The sequence below is a fragment of the Thalassospira lohafexi genome, assembly GCF_002844275.1.
GTDB lineage: Bacteria > Pseudomonadota > Alphaproteobacteria > Rhodospirillales > Thalassospiraceae > Thalassospira > Thalassospira lohafexi.
The window spans coordinates 182,040-196,579 of the sequence record NZ_NXGX01000007.1 but is presented as its reverse complement, the minus strand read 5'-3'; the positions used below and the strand labels follow the sequence as shown (position 1 = coordinate 196,579).

Annotated in this window: 14 protein-coding genes; 5 read left to right on the top strand and 9 right to left on the bottom strand. The window is 54.2% G+C overall.

Annotated features, from left to right (window positions below; all coding sequences use genetic code 11):
* Positions 1 to 8: 8 nt before the first annotated feature.
* The 5 genes from COO92_RS17690 to zwf form a co-directional block, all read right to left on the bottom strand.
* Complete coding sequence (locus COO92_RS17690) at positions 9 to 650, bottom strand: bifunctional 4-hydroxy-2-oxoglutarate aldolase/2-dehydro-3-deoxy-phosphogluconate aldolase (protein ID WP_101304307.1); 642 nt, start codon at positions 648 to 650, stop codon at positions 9 to 11.
* A 23-nt stretch (positions 651 to 673) separates the two neighbouring features.
* Positions 674 to 1,612, bottom strand: a complete 939-nt coding sequence (gene glk / locus COO92_RS17685) for a glucokinase (RefSeq protein WP_101304305.1) — start codon at positions 1,610 to 1,612, stop codon at positions 674 to 676.
* Positions 1,612 to 3,444 carry a phosphogluconate dehydratase gene (edd, locus tag COO92_RS17680; RefSeq protein WP_101304303.1) on the bottom strand — a complete coding sequence of 611 codons (1,833 nt, stop codon included), beginning with the start codon at positions 3,442 to 3,444 and terminating at the stop codon, positions 1,612 to 1,614. The genes glk and edd overlap by 1 nt, the downstream gene beginning before the upstream one ends.
* Positions 3,445 to 3,449: 5 nt before the next feature.
* Positions 3,450 to 4,169 (bottom strand): 6-phosphogluconolactonase, encoded by a 720-nt coding sequence (pgl, locus tag COO92_RS17675; RefSeq protein WP_101304301.1) that lies wholly within the window; start codon positions 4,167 to 4,169, stop codon positions 3,450 to 3,452.
* A 76-nt stretch (positions 4,170 to 4,245) separates the two neighbouring features.
* Positions 4,246 to 5,733, bottom strand: a complete 1,488-nt coding sequence (gene zwf / locus COO92_RS17670) for a glucose-6-phosphate dehydrogenase (protein WP_101304299.1) — start codon at positions 5,731 to 5,733, stop codon at positions 4,246 to 4,248.
* Positions 5,734 to 6,696: 963 nt separating this feature from the next.
* Between zwf and COO92_RS22360 the strand changes: the two genes are divergently transcribed.
* Both COO92_RS22360 and COO92_RS17665 read left to right on the top strand, forming a co-directional pair.
* Positions 6,697 to 6,828, top strand: a complete 132-nt coding sequence (locus COO92_RS22360; RefSeq protein WP_022733176.1) for a hypothetical protein — start codon at positions 6,697 to 6,699, stop codon at positions 6,826 to 6,828.
* Between the two features lie 735 nt (positions 6,829 to 7,563).
* Complete coding sequence (locus tag COO92_RS17665) at positions 7,564 to 8,853, top strand: polyhydroxyalkanoate depolymerase (RefSeq protein ID WP_101304297.1); 1,290 nt, start codon at positions 7,564 to 7,566, stop codon at positions 8,851 to 8,853.
* A gap of 82 nt (positions 8,854 to 8,935) precedes the next feature.
* Here the strand turns inward: COO92_RS17665 and COO92_RS17660 are convergent, their stop codons facing one another.
* A complete protein-coding gene (locus tag COO92_RS17660) occupies positions 8,936 to 9,322 on the bottom strand; it encodes a hypothetical protein (RefSeq protein ID WP_101304295.1) in 387 nt (128 codons plus the stop codon).
* Between the two features lie 176 nt (positions 9,323 to 9,498).
* Here COO92_RS17660 and COO92_RS17655 point away from each other — a divergent pair, with 176 nt between their 5' ends.
* From COO92_RS17655 to COO92_RS17645, 3 genes are all read left to right on the top strand, one after another.
* The gene (locus tag COO92_RS17655; protein WP_101304293.1) at positions 9,499 to 10,113 is read left to right on the top strand and encodes an NAD(P)H-dependent oxidoreductase; all 615 of its coding nucleotides are present in this window, start codon (positions 9,499 to 9,501) and stop codon (positions 10,111 to 10,113) included.
* Positions 10,113 to 11,981: a monovalent cation:proton antiporter-2 (CPA2) family protein gene (locus COO92_RS17650; protein WP_101304291.1), complete on the top strand. Its 1,869-nt coding sequence runs from the start codon at positions 10,113 to 10,115 to the stop codon at positions 11,979 to 11,981. Before COO92_RS17655 ends, COO92_RS17650 begins: the two co-directional genes overlap by 1 nt.
* Before the next feature lie 72 nt (positions 11,982 to 12,053).
* The gene (locus tag COO92_RS17645) at positions 12,054 to 12,776 is read left to right on the top strand and encodes an SDR family oxidoreductase (RefSeq protein WP_101304289.1); all 723 of its coding nucleotides are present in this window, start codon (positions 12,054 to 12,056) and stop codon (positions 12,774 to 12,776) included.
* A gap of 7 nt (positions 12,777 to 12,783) precedes the next feature.
* Here COO92_RS17645 and COO92_RS17640 read toward each other — a convergent pair whose 3' ends face one another.
* The 3 genes from COO92_RS17640 to COO92_RS22120 all read right to left on the bottom strand — a co-directional run bounded on the left by COO92_RS17640 (position 12,784) and on the right by COO92_RS22120 (position 14,530).
* Complete coding sequence (locus COO92_RS17640) at positions 12,784 to 13,398, bottom strand: NUDIX domain-containing protein (protein ID WP_101304287.1); 615 nt, start codon at positions 13,396 to 13,398, stop codon at positions 12,784 to 12,786.
* Positions 13,399 to 13,410: 12 nt separating this feature from the next.
* Positions 13,411 to 14,208 (bottom strand): alpha/beta fold hydrolase, encoded by a 798-nt coding sequence (locus COO92_RS17635; RefSeq protein WP_101304285.1) that lies wholly within the window; start codon positions 14,206 to 14,208, stop codon positions 13,411 to 13,413.
* Between the two features lie 160 nt (positions 14,209 to 14,368).
* Positions 14,369 to 14,530, bottom strand: a complete 162-nt coding sequence (locus tag COO92_RS22120; protein WP_022733184.1) for an RSP_7527 family protein — start codon at positions 14,528 to 14,530, stop codon at positions 14,369 to 14,371.
* Positions 14,531 to 14,540: the final 10 nt, after the last annotated feature.

The following is a 14,540-nucleotide window of genomic DNA, read 5'->3' as shown; positions in this document are numbered from 1 at the left end:
CAGATATCTTAGCTGCGAATCTCACGAACCCGGTCGGTTGCTTCCTGCGCCAGCTTGGTGATGGTTGCCCAATCACCCGCCTTGACCGCATCCTTGGGTGCAACCCATGATCCGCCGACGGTGATAATATTCGATAATTTTAAATAATCAGCCAGATTATTCAATGAAACACCCCCAGTCGGACAGAAGCTGACATCGGGCAATGGCCCCGAAAGGGCTTTAAGCATCGACACCCCACCCTGCTGTTCAGCCGGGAAGAATTTCAAAATGTCATAGCCATGATCAATCAGGTTCATGATCTCCGACGGCGTTCCCGCACCGGGCAACAACGGCACACCGGTATCCTTGGCAGCCTTTAAAAGACCGTCGGTATGGCCCGGTGACACGGCAAAGGCACAGCCGATTTCAGCCATACGTTCCATTTGCTTGGCATTGATCACCGTCCCCGCACCGGTAATCGCACCGGGCACTTCGGCAATAATGCGTTTGATGCTTTCTTCGGCCGCCGCACTGCGCAACGTAATTTCCAGCACCGGCAAACCACCAGCGACCAGCGCCTTGGCCAGCGGCACGGCATCATTGGCATCTTCGATCACCAGAACCGGCACCACCGGGGCCTTTGACAGAATTTCACGCGATGAAAGGCTCATAAATTCTTCCTCCAGTTTGCCGGTCAGGCCGTTAAAATCTTGGCGCAACCGATCAGGGCCGGGTATTTCGCCGTCATCAGGCGCACCGGCACATCATTCATTAAATCATGGAAACGGCCCTTGGCGATCATCCGCTCTTTCAGGCCGCTTTGTTTCATATAATCGGCAATCCGCGGACCAATGCCGCCCCCGATAAACACACCGTCAAACGCACCAAGTGTCAGCACAAGGTCACCAGCAACCCCGCCCATAAACAGGCAGAACCGATCCAGCACCTTACGACACAGCGGGTCATTTTGCTGCAAGGCACCGTCAACCACCTCGGCGGCATTTTTCGGCGCCACATCAAGACCATCGATGGCGGCAAGTGCCCGGTACAGGTTTTCAATTCCCATGCCCGACAAAATACGTTCCGCCGATACGCGTCCCAATTCATGGGTCAGGAATTTGACGATTTCAAAGTCAAGCTCATCGACTGCCGGCAAGGACACATGCCCGCCTTCGCCCTGAATTGGCAACCAGTGCCCTTCGTGGGGCAACAAGCCCGAAACGCCAAGCCCGGTCCCCGCCCCGATCACCGCCAAGGGCAAGCCCGGACGTCCGGGACCATCAAACAGTGTAATCAGGTCTTCGCCGCCCAAATAAGGCACAGACATTGCCAAGCCGGTAAAATCATTGACCACCACAAGACGATCCAGATTGAACTCGGCCTTAAGCGCATCCTTGGAAAACACCCACGGATTGTTGGTGAATTTAATCTCATCGGCCATGGCGGGGCACGCCACCGCCACGGCAAATTCACGCAAATCCGAACAGTCGGTTTTGACCATGAAATCACGCATGGCATCGCCGATGGTCGCATATTCACGCACCGGCAATGTCATTGGCGTATGGGGATTGCCAGCATCATCAAGCCAAGCAAAGCGGGCATTGGTCCCGCCAATATCACCGACAAGCTGCATTACGCGACTTCAGCCTCCCCCGGGAGGACAGCACATGCGCCCATTTCAGCCAGGCCAACATGGTCGCGGAACACGCCAAACAACTCACGGCCAAAGCCATCCTGATGGGATGCCTTATCGTCAAAGGTGGCGAAGTCACGCTTGGCCAGTTCGGCGTCGGTCACATTGAGGATCAGGTCGCCGGTTTCCGCATCAAGACGGATGATGTCGCCATCCTGTACCTTGGCAATCGGGCCGTTCATCATGCCTTCTGGTGTGACGTGGATGGCAGCAGGCACCTTGCCCGACGCACCCGACATGCGGCCATCGGTGACAAGGGCAACCTTATACCCCAGATCCTGCAGCACACCCAACGGCGGGGTGAGTTTATGCAGTTCAGGCATGCCGTTGGCTTTGGGGCCCTGGAAGCGAACAACACAGATAACGTCACGATGGAGTTTACCTTCCTTGAAGGCCTCCATCATTTGTTCCTGCGATGTAAACACCGCAGCCGGGGCTTCGATGACGCGGTTTTCCGGCTTCACAGCAGACACCTTGATCACGCAACGGCCAAGGTTACCCGACAACATCCGCAAGCCACCATCGGCACTAAATGCCTTTTCCGCCGGACGCAGGATGTCTTCGTCCTGACTGTCGGCCGGGGCATCGCGCCATGCCAGTTTGCCCTCATCAAGATACGGTTCCGTGCCATAGGCCGCCATGCCACCAGTATGGATGGTTTCCAGATCAGGATGCAGAATACCGTTTTTCAAAAGGTCGGAAATAACAAAGCCCATACCGCCTGCGGCATGGAAGTGGTTCACATCGGCCTGCCCGTTCGGATAAACGCGGCACAGAAGCGGGACCAGACGCGACAATTCGTCAAAGTCATCCCAGCGCAGCTCAATCCCGGCGGCACGCGCCATCGCAGGCAAATGCAGCGTATGGTTGGTCGAGCCACCGGTCGCAAGCAACCCGACAATCCCGTTCACAAACGCCTTTTCATCAAGCACCTTACCAACCGGGCGATAATCATTGCCAAGTTTGGTAATCGCCAGTGCACGGCGGGCGGCTTCTTCGGTGAGCGCATCGCGCAGATCGGTGTTTGGGTTCACAAACGCCGCGCCGGGAAGATGCAAGCCCATGACTTCCATCAGCATCTGGTTGGAGTTTGCCGTGCCATAGAACGTGCAGGTGCCCGGGCTGTGGTAAGAGGCTGTTTCGGCCTCCAACAATTCCTTACGACCGACTTTGCCCTGCGCATACAGCTGACGAATGCGGGCCTTTTCATCATTGGGAAGGCCCGATGGCATTGGACCGGCAGGCACAAACACCGCCGGGATATGGCCATAGGACAAGGCCCCCATGACAAGACCCGGAACGATTTTGTCACACACACCAAGATAAAGGGCGGCGTCAAACACATCATGCGACAGTGACACAGCCGTCGACATGGCAATCACATCGCGTGAAAACAGCGAAAGCTCCATGCCCGGACGGCCTTGGGTCACGCCATCACACATGGCCGGAACGCCGCCGGCAACCTGTGCTGTGCCACCGGCTTCAAACACGGCCTTTTTGATACGGTCGGGATAAACGCCCAGTGGTTGGTGGGCCGACAGCATATCGTTATAGGACGTCACGATGCCAAGATTGGCACCCTCATCGCCATTGATGCGTTCCTTATCAGCCGCACTACAGCCCGCCGACGCATGGGCAAGGTTGCCGCATGACAGCGATGAGCGATGCGGGCGATCGGACGCGGCGGCCTCGATCTTGGCAAGATATGCTTCGCGGGTTGGTTTGGAACGCTCGATAATGCGTTTGGTAATCTGATCTATTTCACGTTTCATGGGGTTCAGCCTTTCGGGTTCTCGGCGCTCCACCACAGATCGACGGGGACGTCAGTCTGTTGCAAGATTGCGCGAACGGGCATCTCTTCGATTTCTGTGCCGTTTTTCGCGGTTTCAAAGGTCGACCATTTGGATTGTCCGGTAATATGAAGACCAATATACCGGGCGTTAAGGATGGCGGGCAACGTCATGCTGATGCGCGGGACCGAGGACACGGTCGGGCGCGCAGCGACAACAAGTTCGCCATGTTCGGGATAAAGCCCTTTGCGCAGGGCTTCGGGCGTTGAGGAAGGGAAAAGTGATGCGGTATGACCGTCATCGCCCATCCCCAGATACACAATATCAAGTGGCCAATGCAGTTCGGTCCGCAAACGCGCACTGACGGTATTGACCGCGTCTTCCGGACTGCCATCAGGTGTTTTAAGCGATACAAAGCGCGCGTGCTGGGCTTCGTTGATAAACAAATAATCGCGGACCAGTTTTTCATTCGACTGATCATCATCGAGCCCCACCCAGCGATCATCACCAAGAGTTACTGTGACTTTGGACCAGTCCAGACGGGCATGTGAAAGCGTTTCAAACAAGGGTTTGGGGAACCGCCCACCGGCAACTGCCATGCTGGCATGGCCGCGTGTCGCGATGGCAAATTCAAGCCGTTCGACGGTTTCCTTGATCATTGCCGCAAGCATTTCGTCGCCGCTTTGGAAAATGCGTTCGTTTGTCATGTCGTCATCCCGAAATTGGGGTGTCAGTGACAGCAAAGCAAGGCGCGTTGACGATCCAACGCGCCTTTGCCAATGCCTAGAACCCGGCTTCTTCGTTCCAGGTACGTCCATCGCGTTCAATCAACGCAATGGCGGCCGATGGCCCCCACGTACCCGACGTATAGCCCTTGGGCGTGATGTGATTGTTCTGCCACGCTTCCTGAATGGCATCGACCCATTGCCAGGCGATGTCCTGTTCATCACGGCGGACAAACAGGGTGTTATTGCCATCAATCGCATCGAGCAACAGACGCTCATAGGCATCCGGGCTACGCCCACCAAAGGCCTCGGCAAAGGACAGGTTCAAGGCGGTTGGACGCAGGCGCACAAGGCCCGGCCCCGGATTTTTGTTATTCAAAATAAGATGGATGCCGTCATCGGGTTGCAGACGCAAAACAAGGCGGTTGGCCTGATAATTGGTCATCGATTTTGCCAGCGGGAAAATCTGATGGGGCACATCGCGGAATTGTATGACAATTTCCGAATGGCGTTTTGGCAACCGTTTTCCGGTCCGCAAATAGAACGGAACCCCCGACCAGCGCCAGTTGTTGAGTTCCGCGCGGATCGCGACGAAGGTTTCTGTCGTACTGTCGACATTGGCCCCTTCTTCTTCCAGATAGCCCGGCACTTCTTTGCCGCCAACGGCCCCTTTACGGTACTGGCCGCGCACGGTGGATGTGTCGATGTTGCTGTCATTGATTGGCATCAGCGCCTTGAGCACTTTGACCTTTTCATCACGCACCGCGTCCTGATCAAGAACATAGGGTGGTTCCATCGCGACCAAGCACAGAAGCTGCAACATATGGTTTTGCACCATGTCGCGCATTGCACCGGCATCGTCATAATAGGACCAGCGGCCTTCGGCACCGACTTCTTCGCCGACCGTGATCTGCACGTGGTCAATATGCGCGCTGTTCCATAGTGGTTCAAACATCGCATTGGCAAAGCGCAGAATCATAAGGTTCTGCACCGTTTCCTTGCCAAGGTAATGGTCGATACGGAAAATCTGGTTTTCGTCGAAGACTTCACCAATCTGGCCGTTGATTTCACGGCAGCTATCCAGATCGTGGCCCAGCGGCTTTTCAAGCACAACGCGGGAATTTGGCGTTACCAGACCAACCTTTTTAAGGTTAAAGGCCATATCGGCAAACAGGGCCGGGCTGGTCGAGAAATAATAGACCCGGTCGCGGTCCGGCTGATCGGAAAGTTTTTCGTGAAGAACTTTAAAACCGGCTTCGTCGCCCGCTGAGACCTGAACATAGGAAATGCGCTTGGCGAATTTTTTCCAGGTTTTTGCCTCAAACTCGCCTTCGGGGACGAATTTTTTACCGGCTTCTTCAAGTTTGGCCCGGAAATCTTCGTCGCTATGTTCGCTGCGCGATGCGCCAAAGATACGGGTGTCATCATCAAAACGCCCGGTCCGTTCCATTTCGTAAAGTGCGGGGAAAAGTTTGCGTAGTGCCAGATCTCCGGTCCCACCGAATATCACGATATCAGCAATACGATGTTTAAGCCTTTGTCTCATTCTGCCCTTAGCCTTCCAACGTTTCCTCCCCGTCGTCTAGGTGGGATCCCGGACTTTTGACAATCCGGGCAGACGATCGGGACACGGTAGTTACCGTGAAAACAGCACCGGATTGCCGGTTCTGTGCGTGTATTTACCAACCTGACACCATAGGGAAATTTTCCACTGAATGGCGCATGGCCGGTTTTGTATGAGTAATCAAACACAGCAAACTTCTGACACTCTGGTTGGCAGTGTCAGGCGTCGCCAGAATGTTTGACCACCTTATTTAGGCCAACAGCCATGCTGCGTCCTGATCAGCAAGGGTGCGATGTTCCGGTCTTTGAGCCCACTGTTACACGATCTATGAGGGCAAGACCACTGCGTTCAAGCCCCCGAAAGACGGCTTTACCGAAATCCGGTTTAACCGTAACAGTTTGTTGCAAAACAATCCGAACATTCGCCGAAACACACCCCATTTTAGGCCAGTCTGAATATCCTGCAACAATTTGATTTTATACAAATTGAATCGGTTTAAATCAGCCCCTTTTTGATCCGTCAGGCGATCCTATAAAATCGACAACCGATTGATGATCCATCAGACGATATCGCAACTATGCGGGTATTTCATCCGTGTTAAATGTACGTTTTGATGACACCTTGCGATCTTCTCCGCGTGATCATGGATGGACATAGCAGGGCCGGAAATAGAGTGAGAACACCAGCAAGAACATCCTGCGTCTGATGTCTTTTATAAAGACTCGCGCAAACACGAGGTTTCCTGCGGGCCTTGTTCAACCCAACTCACTTGATCACCCTTGAATGTTCTCATTTCCCATTAAAAATGAGAACATTTGAGAACACTATTTTTTGATTATATTTCAAATACTTAAATAGATTAATCCGCATTTGTTCCAATTTTGTTCTTGCAGGAACAAAATCAGAACGCTATGGTCCTTGCAGACAGATTGAGGAGGACAAACCATGCTGAAACTGATCGAGAACCCGACCCGCTTGAACGAGCTTTGCAGCACTGTTGCTGTGGTTGGAAGTACAGGATTTTTTCTGTTCGTCATCGGGCTTGGCATGGCGCAAACCCTGCGCAGTCTGATCTGATAAAAAATCCCCATTGAAATTTACGAGGCCCGGACGATTGTCCACCAAGGGCACCTGACCGGCAGGCTACCCCGCACCCTGTCCCGCCTGCCGGTCAGACTTCCCCCATGCCCTTGCTCCCTTATGCATTCGTTCTTTTGGGCTTCGTTATCTCCGCACTTTAATCCGCACTGAACTATTATACTGGCGCTGCTGTTTTCCCTACGGCAGCGCCCTTTCTTTGTTTGGGCCCATGTCATCCCGAAATATGTGCAGCCTCATTGACTTAAGGCAGGGTGTCGGGCGTTTTGCACAGCCGGGCGACGATTCTAAGACGATTCTAAAACGTCTAACCTGCCCCGCCCCAAAAGCCATATCTCCCCATTTCCCTGCTAAAACTATTATTGCAACGCAACAGTTTACGCTGCATTGCAATATTTTACTCGACATCAGCGTGAATTTTCTGTTGAATCAGAACGTAAAAGCACTATTTGGAATATCATCATACTTTATGGCTATTGTGTAAAACCTGTACTGCCGTAGGCTACATCGCGATTTTAAGGTTTTCTGACGTCTGGGGATGAGCTGCTTTGGCGCTGCCCCGTTACCGCAAACGACAGATGCCATAGTACTTTGCCGCACGTGACTGCACGTCTTACAAAACGCCTGTGCGTGACAAAAAAACAGGACGAAAAGCCGTAACCAGGACGGTGACACCCGGGCCCTTGGGCCCCTGTCACCCGGGAGTGAGAATATATGCTGTACCACCTTTATGAATTGCAGCACGCCACGATAAGTCCGCTGCGTATGGCCGTCGATGCCAACAAAAAATGGCTGCGCAATCCGGCCAATCCGCTTTCCTATACCCAGCCGGGTCGGGCCGTAGCGGCAGCGTGCGACATGTTCACCCATATCACCCATCGTTACGGCAAACCGGAATTTGGTTTGGATACCACGACGATTGATGGTCAGACCGTGGCTGTCACCGAGGAAATCGTCCATAGCGAAGCTTTCTGTGATCTTTTGCATTTCAAACGCGAAACCGATCATTTGAAAACCCAGCCCGACGATCCGCGTTTGTTGATTGTCGCCCCGCTGTCAGGCCATTTTTCAACCTTGCTGCGTGGCACGGTTGAGGCATTGCTGCCTGATCATGATGTCTATATTACCGACTGGATTGATGCCCGCACGGTTGCGGTCCATCAGGGTCACTTTGATCTTGATACCTATATCGATTATCTTATGCGGTTCCTGCGCAAGCTTGGCCCGAACACACATATGATGGCAGTTTGTCAGCCATCAGTTCCGGTCATTGCCGCCGCCTCCTTGATGGCAGCAGGCAATGAAGAATGCCAACCCGCATCGATGACCTTGATGGGCGGCCCGGTTGATACGCGTGAAAACCCGACCGAGGTCAATAAATTTGCCAAGCAGCATGACCTTGAATGGTTTGAACGCCATGTGGTTTCCCACGTTCCCCTGCCAAACGCCGGGGTGATGCGCCGGGTGTATCCGGGCTTCATGCAGCTGGCAGGCTTCATGAGCATGAACTGGGACCGCCACGTTTCGGCCCACCACGACATGTTCATGCATCTGGTCGAAGGCGACGGCGAAAGTGCCGATGCCAAGCGGAATTTCTATCATGAATATCTTGCTGTCATGGATATGACAGCCGAGTTTTACCTCCAGACGCTTAAGGTTGTGTTCCATGAACATAACCTGCCCGAAGGTACCATGCGCTGGCAGGGCGTTCCGGTTGATCCATCCGCGATTACCAAGACCGCACTTTTGACGGTCGAGGGCGAACGCGATGACATTACCGGCATGGGCCAAACCCGTGCGGCGCATAAACTGTGCACCGGTCTGCCGGACAACATGCGCATGCATCACTTGCAGCAGGGTGTCGGCCATTACGGTGTGTTTAACGGTCGTCGCTGGCGCGAACAGATCAGCCCGCGGATCAAGGAATTCATCCGTCTTCACGATCATGAGGGCAAAGGTGCACGCAGTGCCCCCAACGTCACCCATATCAACGCCGCTGAATAAGTCCTTTAAGCGCGTTTAGAACCAATTGATAAAGCCGCCCGAACGCCTTACTGGCCGGGCGGCTTTTTCTGTTCCGGGGCCTTTAAGCAACATAGCGTGGCTGAATACGGCCATTGACGATTTCACCGCCAAACGTCCCGTCGCCATAGCCATATTGTTCGACCGGATGCAGCGTATCGACAAGGTGCTGATAAACAGCCGCAGCAGATGCTTCCCATGCACTGATCGCACCGATCACCACCGGGTATGCCCCACCGTCAAGCAATCCAATCGCGGTATCAATATCAGCATTGGTGACAGCATTTGTGTCATCGCGAAGCGTTAAGTGAACGCCGATCACCTGATCATCCTTGATCGCCATGATCCCGATACAGGATGTGAAGGCCGTAAACATGATCTCGTCGGCCTTGCCCCATTCACGTTCGGCAATGGCTTCGGTATCGGTGGCTTGGGTAAAGACATATGGCATTGGGATTTCCTTGATTTCAAATGAAACAAACACCCCGTTGAGACGCCATTTCACCTAGGATGTGAAAATTGCCGTTTTATTCTAAACGTGGTTCTAAACACTTCGTAAGCGGGCACTTTCACGTTAAAACCAAAAGATCGATCCACACAAAACACCACGGAACAACGGAGAAATCGATGGCGCGTGTGTTAACGCTGTTTGCCCATCCTCGGCAGGACCGCTCGGAAATCAATTGGCCCATGTTCGAAGCAGCCCAAACCGTTGAGGGGGTAACCTGCGTTGATCTCTATGCGCGCTATCCGAGCTTCGAGATTAACATCGCCCGCGAACAGTCCAGCCTTTTGGACCATGACGTCATCATCTTGCAGCATCCGCTTTATTGGTATTCCGCCCCGGCCATCATCAAGGAATGGATGGACCTTGTGCTCGAATATGATTTTGCCTATGGCGCCGAGGGGACCGCACTCAGCGGAAAAGTGATGTTCAATGCCGTTTCGTGCGGAACAGCGCGCAGTGCCTATACGGTCAAAGGTGGACATACTGCCGAACTTCGGACCTTGTTGATGCCGTTCGAGCGCACAGCAGATCTATGCAACATGCGGTATCTGGCCCCCTATGCCACCTTCAGTGCCGGGTCTTTGCGCGCAGAAAACCGTGTAAAGGAAACAGTGTCTCAGTGGCACAGTTTCCTGACCGCCTTGACACAGGATCGCATTGATCTTGATGCCGCGGCCAACGCATTAACCCTGACCGACCATCCCGACAGCTTTTTCATTGGGGAGAATGCGTGATGGAAATTCTTTCGCATGCTTTTGTCTATCTGGTCGCAGCCGTTGTTGCCGTGCCGCTTGCCCAGCGCCTTGGTCTGGGGTCGGTGCTTGGCTATTTGATTGCCGGGGTGGTGATTGGTCCGATCCTTGGCATTGTTGGTAATGAAACCGCCGACCTTCAGCATTTTGCCGAATTTGGCGTTGTCATGATGCTGTTTCTTGTCGGGCTGGAACTGCGCCCGGCGATGCTGTGGTCGATGCGCGGCCAGTTGATCGGGCTTGGTGGATTGCAGGTTACGCTGACCACCGCCGTTATTGCGGCGGGCTGCATGGCGTTTGGCCTTTCGTGGCAATCAGGCATTGCCATCGGCATGGTGCTTGCCCTGTCATCGACTGCCATTGTGCTGCAATCGCTTAATGAAAAGGGCTGGCTTGGCACGGTTGGCGGCAAAAGCGCCTTCTCGGTTCTGCTGACACAGGATGTCGCGGTGATCCCGATGCTGGCGTTGCTGCCGTTGCTCGCGGTTGAAACACTGAGCCCATCGGGCGATGATCCCACCGCGCATGGCGCGATGCTGCTTGACCTTGTGCCTGATTGGGCGCAACCGCTTGTGATTATTGCAGCAATTGCCACGATCATCATTGGCGGGCGGTATCTTATTCGCCCGATGTTTCGCTTTATCGCCCATTCGCGCCTGCGGGAGGTTTTTACTGCTGCGGCCCTTTTGCTGGTGATTGGCATTGCGCTGTTTATGACGGCCATCGGGCTGAGCCCGGCACTGGGGACGTTTCTGGCCGGTGTGGTTTTGTCCGACAGCGAATACCGCCACGAACTTGAAAACGATATCGAACCGTTCAAGGGCTTGCTACTCGGCCTGTTTTTCCTGACAGTCGGGGCCGGGATTGATTTTGGTTTGTTGTTTGATCAACCGATCATGCTGATCGGCTTGGCGTTTGGCGTCATGATCATCAAGGCCGGTATCCTGTTTGCCATTGCCAGCATCTTTGGCCTGCGCGGTGCGGACCGATTGTTGTTTGCCGTCGGGTTGGCACAGGCGGGTGAATTTGCCTTTGTGTTGTTTGGCATGGCATCGGGCATGGGCGTTTTGCCGGTTGATCTGATCGGGAAGATGACGCTGGTCGTGGCACTTACCATGATCCTGACCCCTGCGGCCTTTATCCTGTATGAGCGGGTTTTAGCCCCGCGCATGGTCAAAACCAACAGCCGGGAGGCCGATACCATTGAAACGCCGGGATCGGTTGTAATCGCGGGCCTTGGCCGGTTCGGGCAGATCGTCACCCGCCTTCTTGCCACCAATGGCCACGATGTGGTGGTGCTTGATCATGATCCTGAAGTGGTCGAAAACCTGAGCCGGGTCGGGTTTCGCGCCTATTACGGCGATGCCACCCGGCCTGATCTTTTGCACACCACCGGCATTGAAGATGCCCGATTGTTTGTTGCCGCGATTGATAACCGCGACAAACTGACCGCCTTGGTCGAACATGTTGCCAAACACTATCCCAAGGTCCGGATTTTGGCACGCGCACATGACCGACATCATGTCTATGAGCTTGAAAAGGCCGGGGCACATTGCGTGCAGCGCGAAACCTTTGACAGTGCGCTTAACCTTGGCCGTGATGCGTTGATTGAACTTGGCCTGCATCCGTTCCGGGCCGAACGTAAAAAACAGGCCTTCCGGGCACATGATTTTGAAACACTGGAAAAGCTGCGCGAACGTTGGAACGAACATGGGGTGGATAAGGGATATATCGACACCATGCGGTCCCAGAACGAAACCCTGTTTGAGCTTATGCGTGATGAACGCGATGAGAAAACCCACGGTGACCGGCATTGGACCCCGCCCCCCAGCGCCAGTCCCGATCCGTAAATCAGATTGGGCAAAACCAATAGTGCACCGCCTGCGTAAGATTCCAAGCACCATCACCGCAGGAGCCTGACCATGACTAACGTGCCAGAACTTGACAGCTTTGCCACCCCATCGATTGCCGTGGTAATTGGTGCCACCGGCGGGATCGGGCAGGCTTTTATGGCCCAGCTTACGCAAAGCGACCGATTTTCGCATGTTGTCGGTTTTTCGCGCACGACCGATCCGGCCCTTGATTTCACCAAGCCGGACGGCATTGCCGCGTGCGTTCAGCACCTTCGCGACCTTTCGGGGGATGTTCGGCTGATCATTGATGCCACGGGGTATCTGCATGATGACACCCATCAGCCGGAAAAATCACTGCGCCATATTGATGCGGACTATATGGCCAAGCAGTTTTTGATCAATGCGATTGGTCCGGCGTTGCTGATGAAGCATTTCTGCCCGCTTTTGCCCCGTGATGGCAAATCGGTGTTTGCCACCCTGTCGGCCAAGGTCGGCAGCATCAATGATAACCGCATGGGCGGCTGGTACGGCTATCGCGCAGCCAAGGCCGCCCTTAATCAACTGGTGAAATGCAGCGCGATTGAAATTGGTCGCAGCAAACATGATGCGGTCTGTGTTGCCCTGCATCCCGGCACGGTCGATACCGGGCTGTCCGGGCCGTTTGCCAAATCCGGACTGAAAGTACAGACACCGACTGAGGCGGCAACCAACATGTTGCGCGTGATTGACGGGCTGAGTGCCAAACAGTCAGGTGGCTTTTATGCCTATGACGGCGAAAACCTGCCGTGGTGATCAAGCGTTAGTCGAAGATTTTCGCCAATTGGGCATGCTGTAGCAGGATCACTGTTTTGGCGTCCCGAATGCGACCATCAGCCACCATGGCAAGGGCGTCTTCAAACGGGGTTTCGAGAACGTGGATATCCTCGCCCTCCTCATGAAGGCCGCCACCCTTGCTGGTTCGATGTTCCTTGGTGACTTCGGCCATAAACAGATGCAGGCGTTCGGTTACCGAGCCCGGGCTCATGAAAAGGTCAAACAGCTTTTGCGGCTTGCCGATTTTATAGCCGGTTTCTTCCTGCACTTCGGCAATCACCGCGGCCGCCGGATCGCGGTCATCAAGTAAACCTGCCGGGACTTCGATCAGCATGCCGTCTTGGGTGCCATTTACAAATGATGGCAGACGAAATTGCCGGGTCAGGATCACCGTGCGGTCCGCACGGTTATACAGCAAAATTCCCGCCCCATTGCCCCGGTCATAGGCTTCGCGTTGCTGTCGTTGCCATTCACCATTTTGGCGGCGCAGGTCAAACGTCACGCGATAAAGATGATACCAGTTATCCGACAGACATTCGATGTCCTCGACCCGGATCGCATCATGAGTGGGCAACTGCCATCCCTTGGGAACGTCAACCATCGCGACAGTCTCCTAGCGGTTTAAAAACGCCGATAACGTCAAAAGAACCGCATCGGGTTTTTCGGCATGGACCCAGTGGCCTGCGCCCTTGATGCTGGTAAAGGCTGCCTTGGGAAACAGCGATTTGATGTGATCCCGGTCCTTGGGATCGACATAATGCGAATTGACCCCGGAAATGAACAAGACATCCCCGTCATATTGATCAGAAAGATCGCTTTGCGGCCATCCGGTGATGTCGGATAAATGATCGGCCATCGCATCAATATTGACCTGCCACGCCATTTTGCCGGTTTCCTTGTCGGTCTTGACACTTTGGGCCAGGAACTGACGCACGCCTTTTTCGGAAATACCCGATGATAATGCGTCTTCGACCTCGGCCCGGCGTGACACGGTATTAAAATCAACGCCACGCATGGCAGTAATATAGTCGGTATAATCGTGGTCATAGACCACAGGGGCGATATCCACGACAACAAGGTCGGACACCAACCCGGCATCTTTGGCATTTTGCGATAACGCCAAAACCATGGAGGCCTTACCACCCATCGAATGGCCAACCAGATGCACCGGTTTGTCAGACACATCCTTGATCAGTGCGGCCAGATCGTCGGCCATGGCGGGGTATGTCATGTCCATATCCCAGCCCGACCGTCCGTGATTGCGCAAATCGGCCGTCACCACATGGTATTTTTCCGCCAGACGCCGGGCAATCGCCGTCCAGTTGCGCGCCTGACCGAACAGACCATGGACAATCACAATGGTTCCATTGTCGCGGTTTTCTTCGCCAAAGGCGTAATGGGCAAGCTGCATGGGCTGATGTCTCCGGGCTATGCGTGATCTGTCTCATTCATAACCGCAAGGTTCGCCAAGGTGAAGCCCACATACGAAAACACCCCCGCATGGGAGGAATGCGGGGGTGTTTTTCAAGGCACCGGATAAACCGGCACCGGAATTCTATGTCGCGCTTGAATTAAGCGCCGGCAGCAACGCCACCATGCGGTTTACGGTTTGCACCGAACAGCGCGCCGATCTTGCGTACAAGGGCAACAAACATCTGCTGCATCGCTTGTGCACGCAGACGTTCTGCTTCGCGTTCGATAGCAACCAGGTCATAATCACGATAGGCTTTCATGGCCGTATCC

Coding starts and splice junctions, on each gene's coding strand:
- COO92_RS17690 (WP_101304307.1), bottom strand. CDS start 650: ATGAGCCTTTCATCGCGTGAAATTCTGTCAAAGGCCCCGGTGGTGCCG.
- glk (WP_101304305.1), bottom strand. CDS start 1,612: ATGCAGCTTGTCGGTGATATTGGCGGGACCAATGCCCGCTTTGCTTGG.
- edd (WP_101304303.1), bottom strand. CDS start 3,444: ATGAAACGTGAAATAGATCAGATTACCAAACGCATTATCGAGCGTTCC.
- pgl (WP_101304301.1), bottom strand. CDS start 4,169: ATGACAAACGAACGCATTTTCCAAAGCGGCGACGAAATGCTTGCGGCA.
- zwf (WP_101304299.1), bottom strand. CDS start 5,733: ATGAGACAAAGGCTTAAACATCGTATTGCTGATATCGTGATATTCGGT.
- COO92_RS22360 (WP_022733176.1), top strand. CDS start 6,697: ATGCTGAAACTGATCGAGAACCCGACCCGCTTGAACGAGCTTTGCAGC.
- COO92_RS17665 (WP_101304297.1), top strand. CDS start 7,564: ATGCTGTACCACCTTTATGAATTGCAGCACGCCACGATAAGTCCGCTG.
- COO92_RS17660 (WP_101304295.1), bottom strand. CDS start 9,322: ATGCCATATGTCTTTACCCAAGCCACCGATACCGAAGCCATTGCCGAA.
- COO92_RS17655 (WP_101304293.1), top strand. CDS start 9,499: ATGGCGCGTGTGTTAACGCTGTTTGCCCATCCTCGGCAGGACCGCTCG.
- COO92_RS17650 (WP_101304291.1), top strand. CDS start 10,113: ATGGAAATTCTTTCGCATGCTTTTGTCTATCTGGTCGCAGCCGTTGTT.
- COO92_RS17645 (WP_101304289.1), top strand. CDS start 12,054: ATGACTAACGTGCCAGAACTTGACAGCTTTGCCACCCCATCGATTGCC.
- COO92_RS17640 (WP_101304287.1), bottom strand. CDS start 13,398: ATGGTTGACGTTCCCAAGGGATGGCAGTTGCCCACTCATGATGCGATC.
- COO92_RS17635 (WP_101304285.1), bottom strand. CDS start 14,208: ATGCAGCTTGCCCATTACGCCTTTGGCGAAGAAAACCGCGACAATGGA.
- COO92_RS22120 (WP_022733184.1), bottom strand. CDS start 14,530: ATGAAAGCCTATCGTGATTATGACCTGGTTGCTATCGAACGCGAAGCA.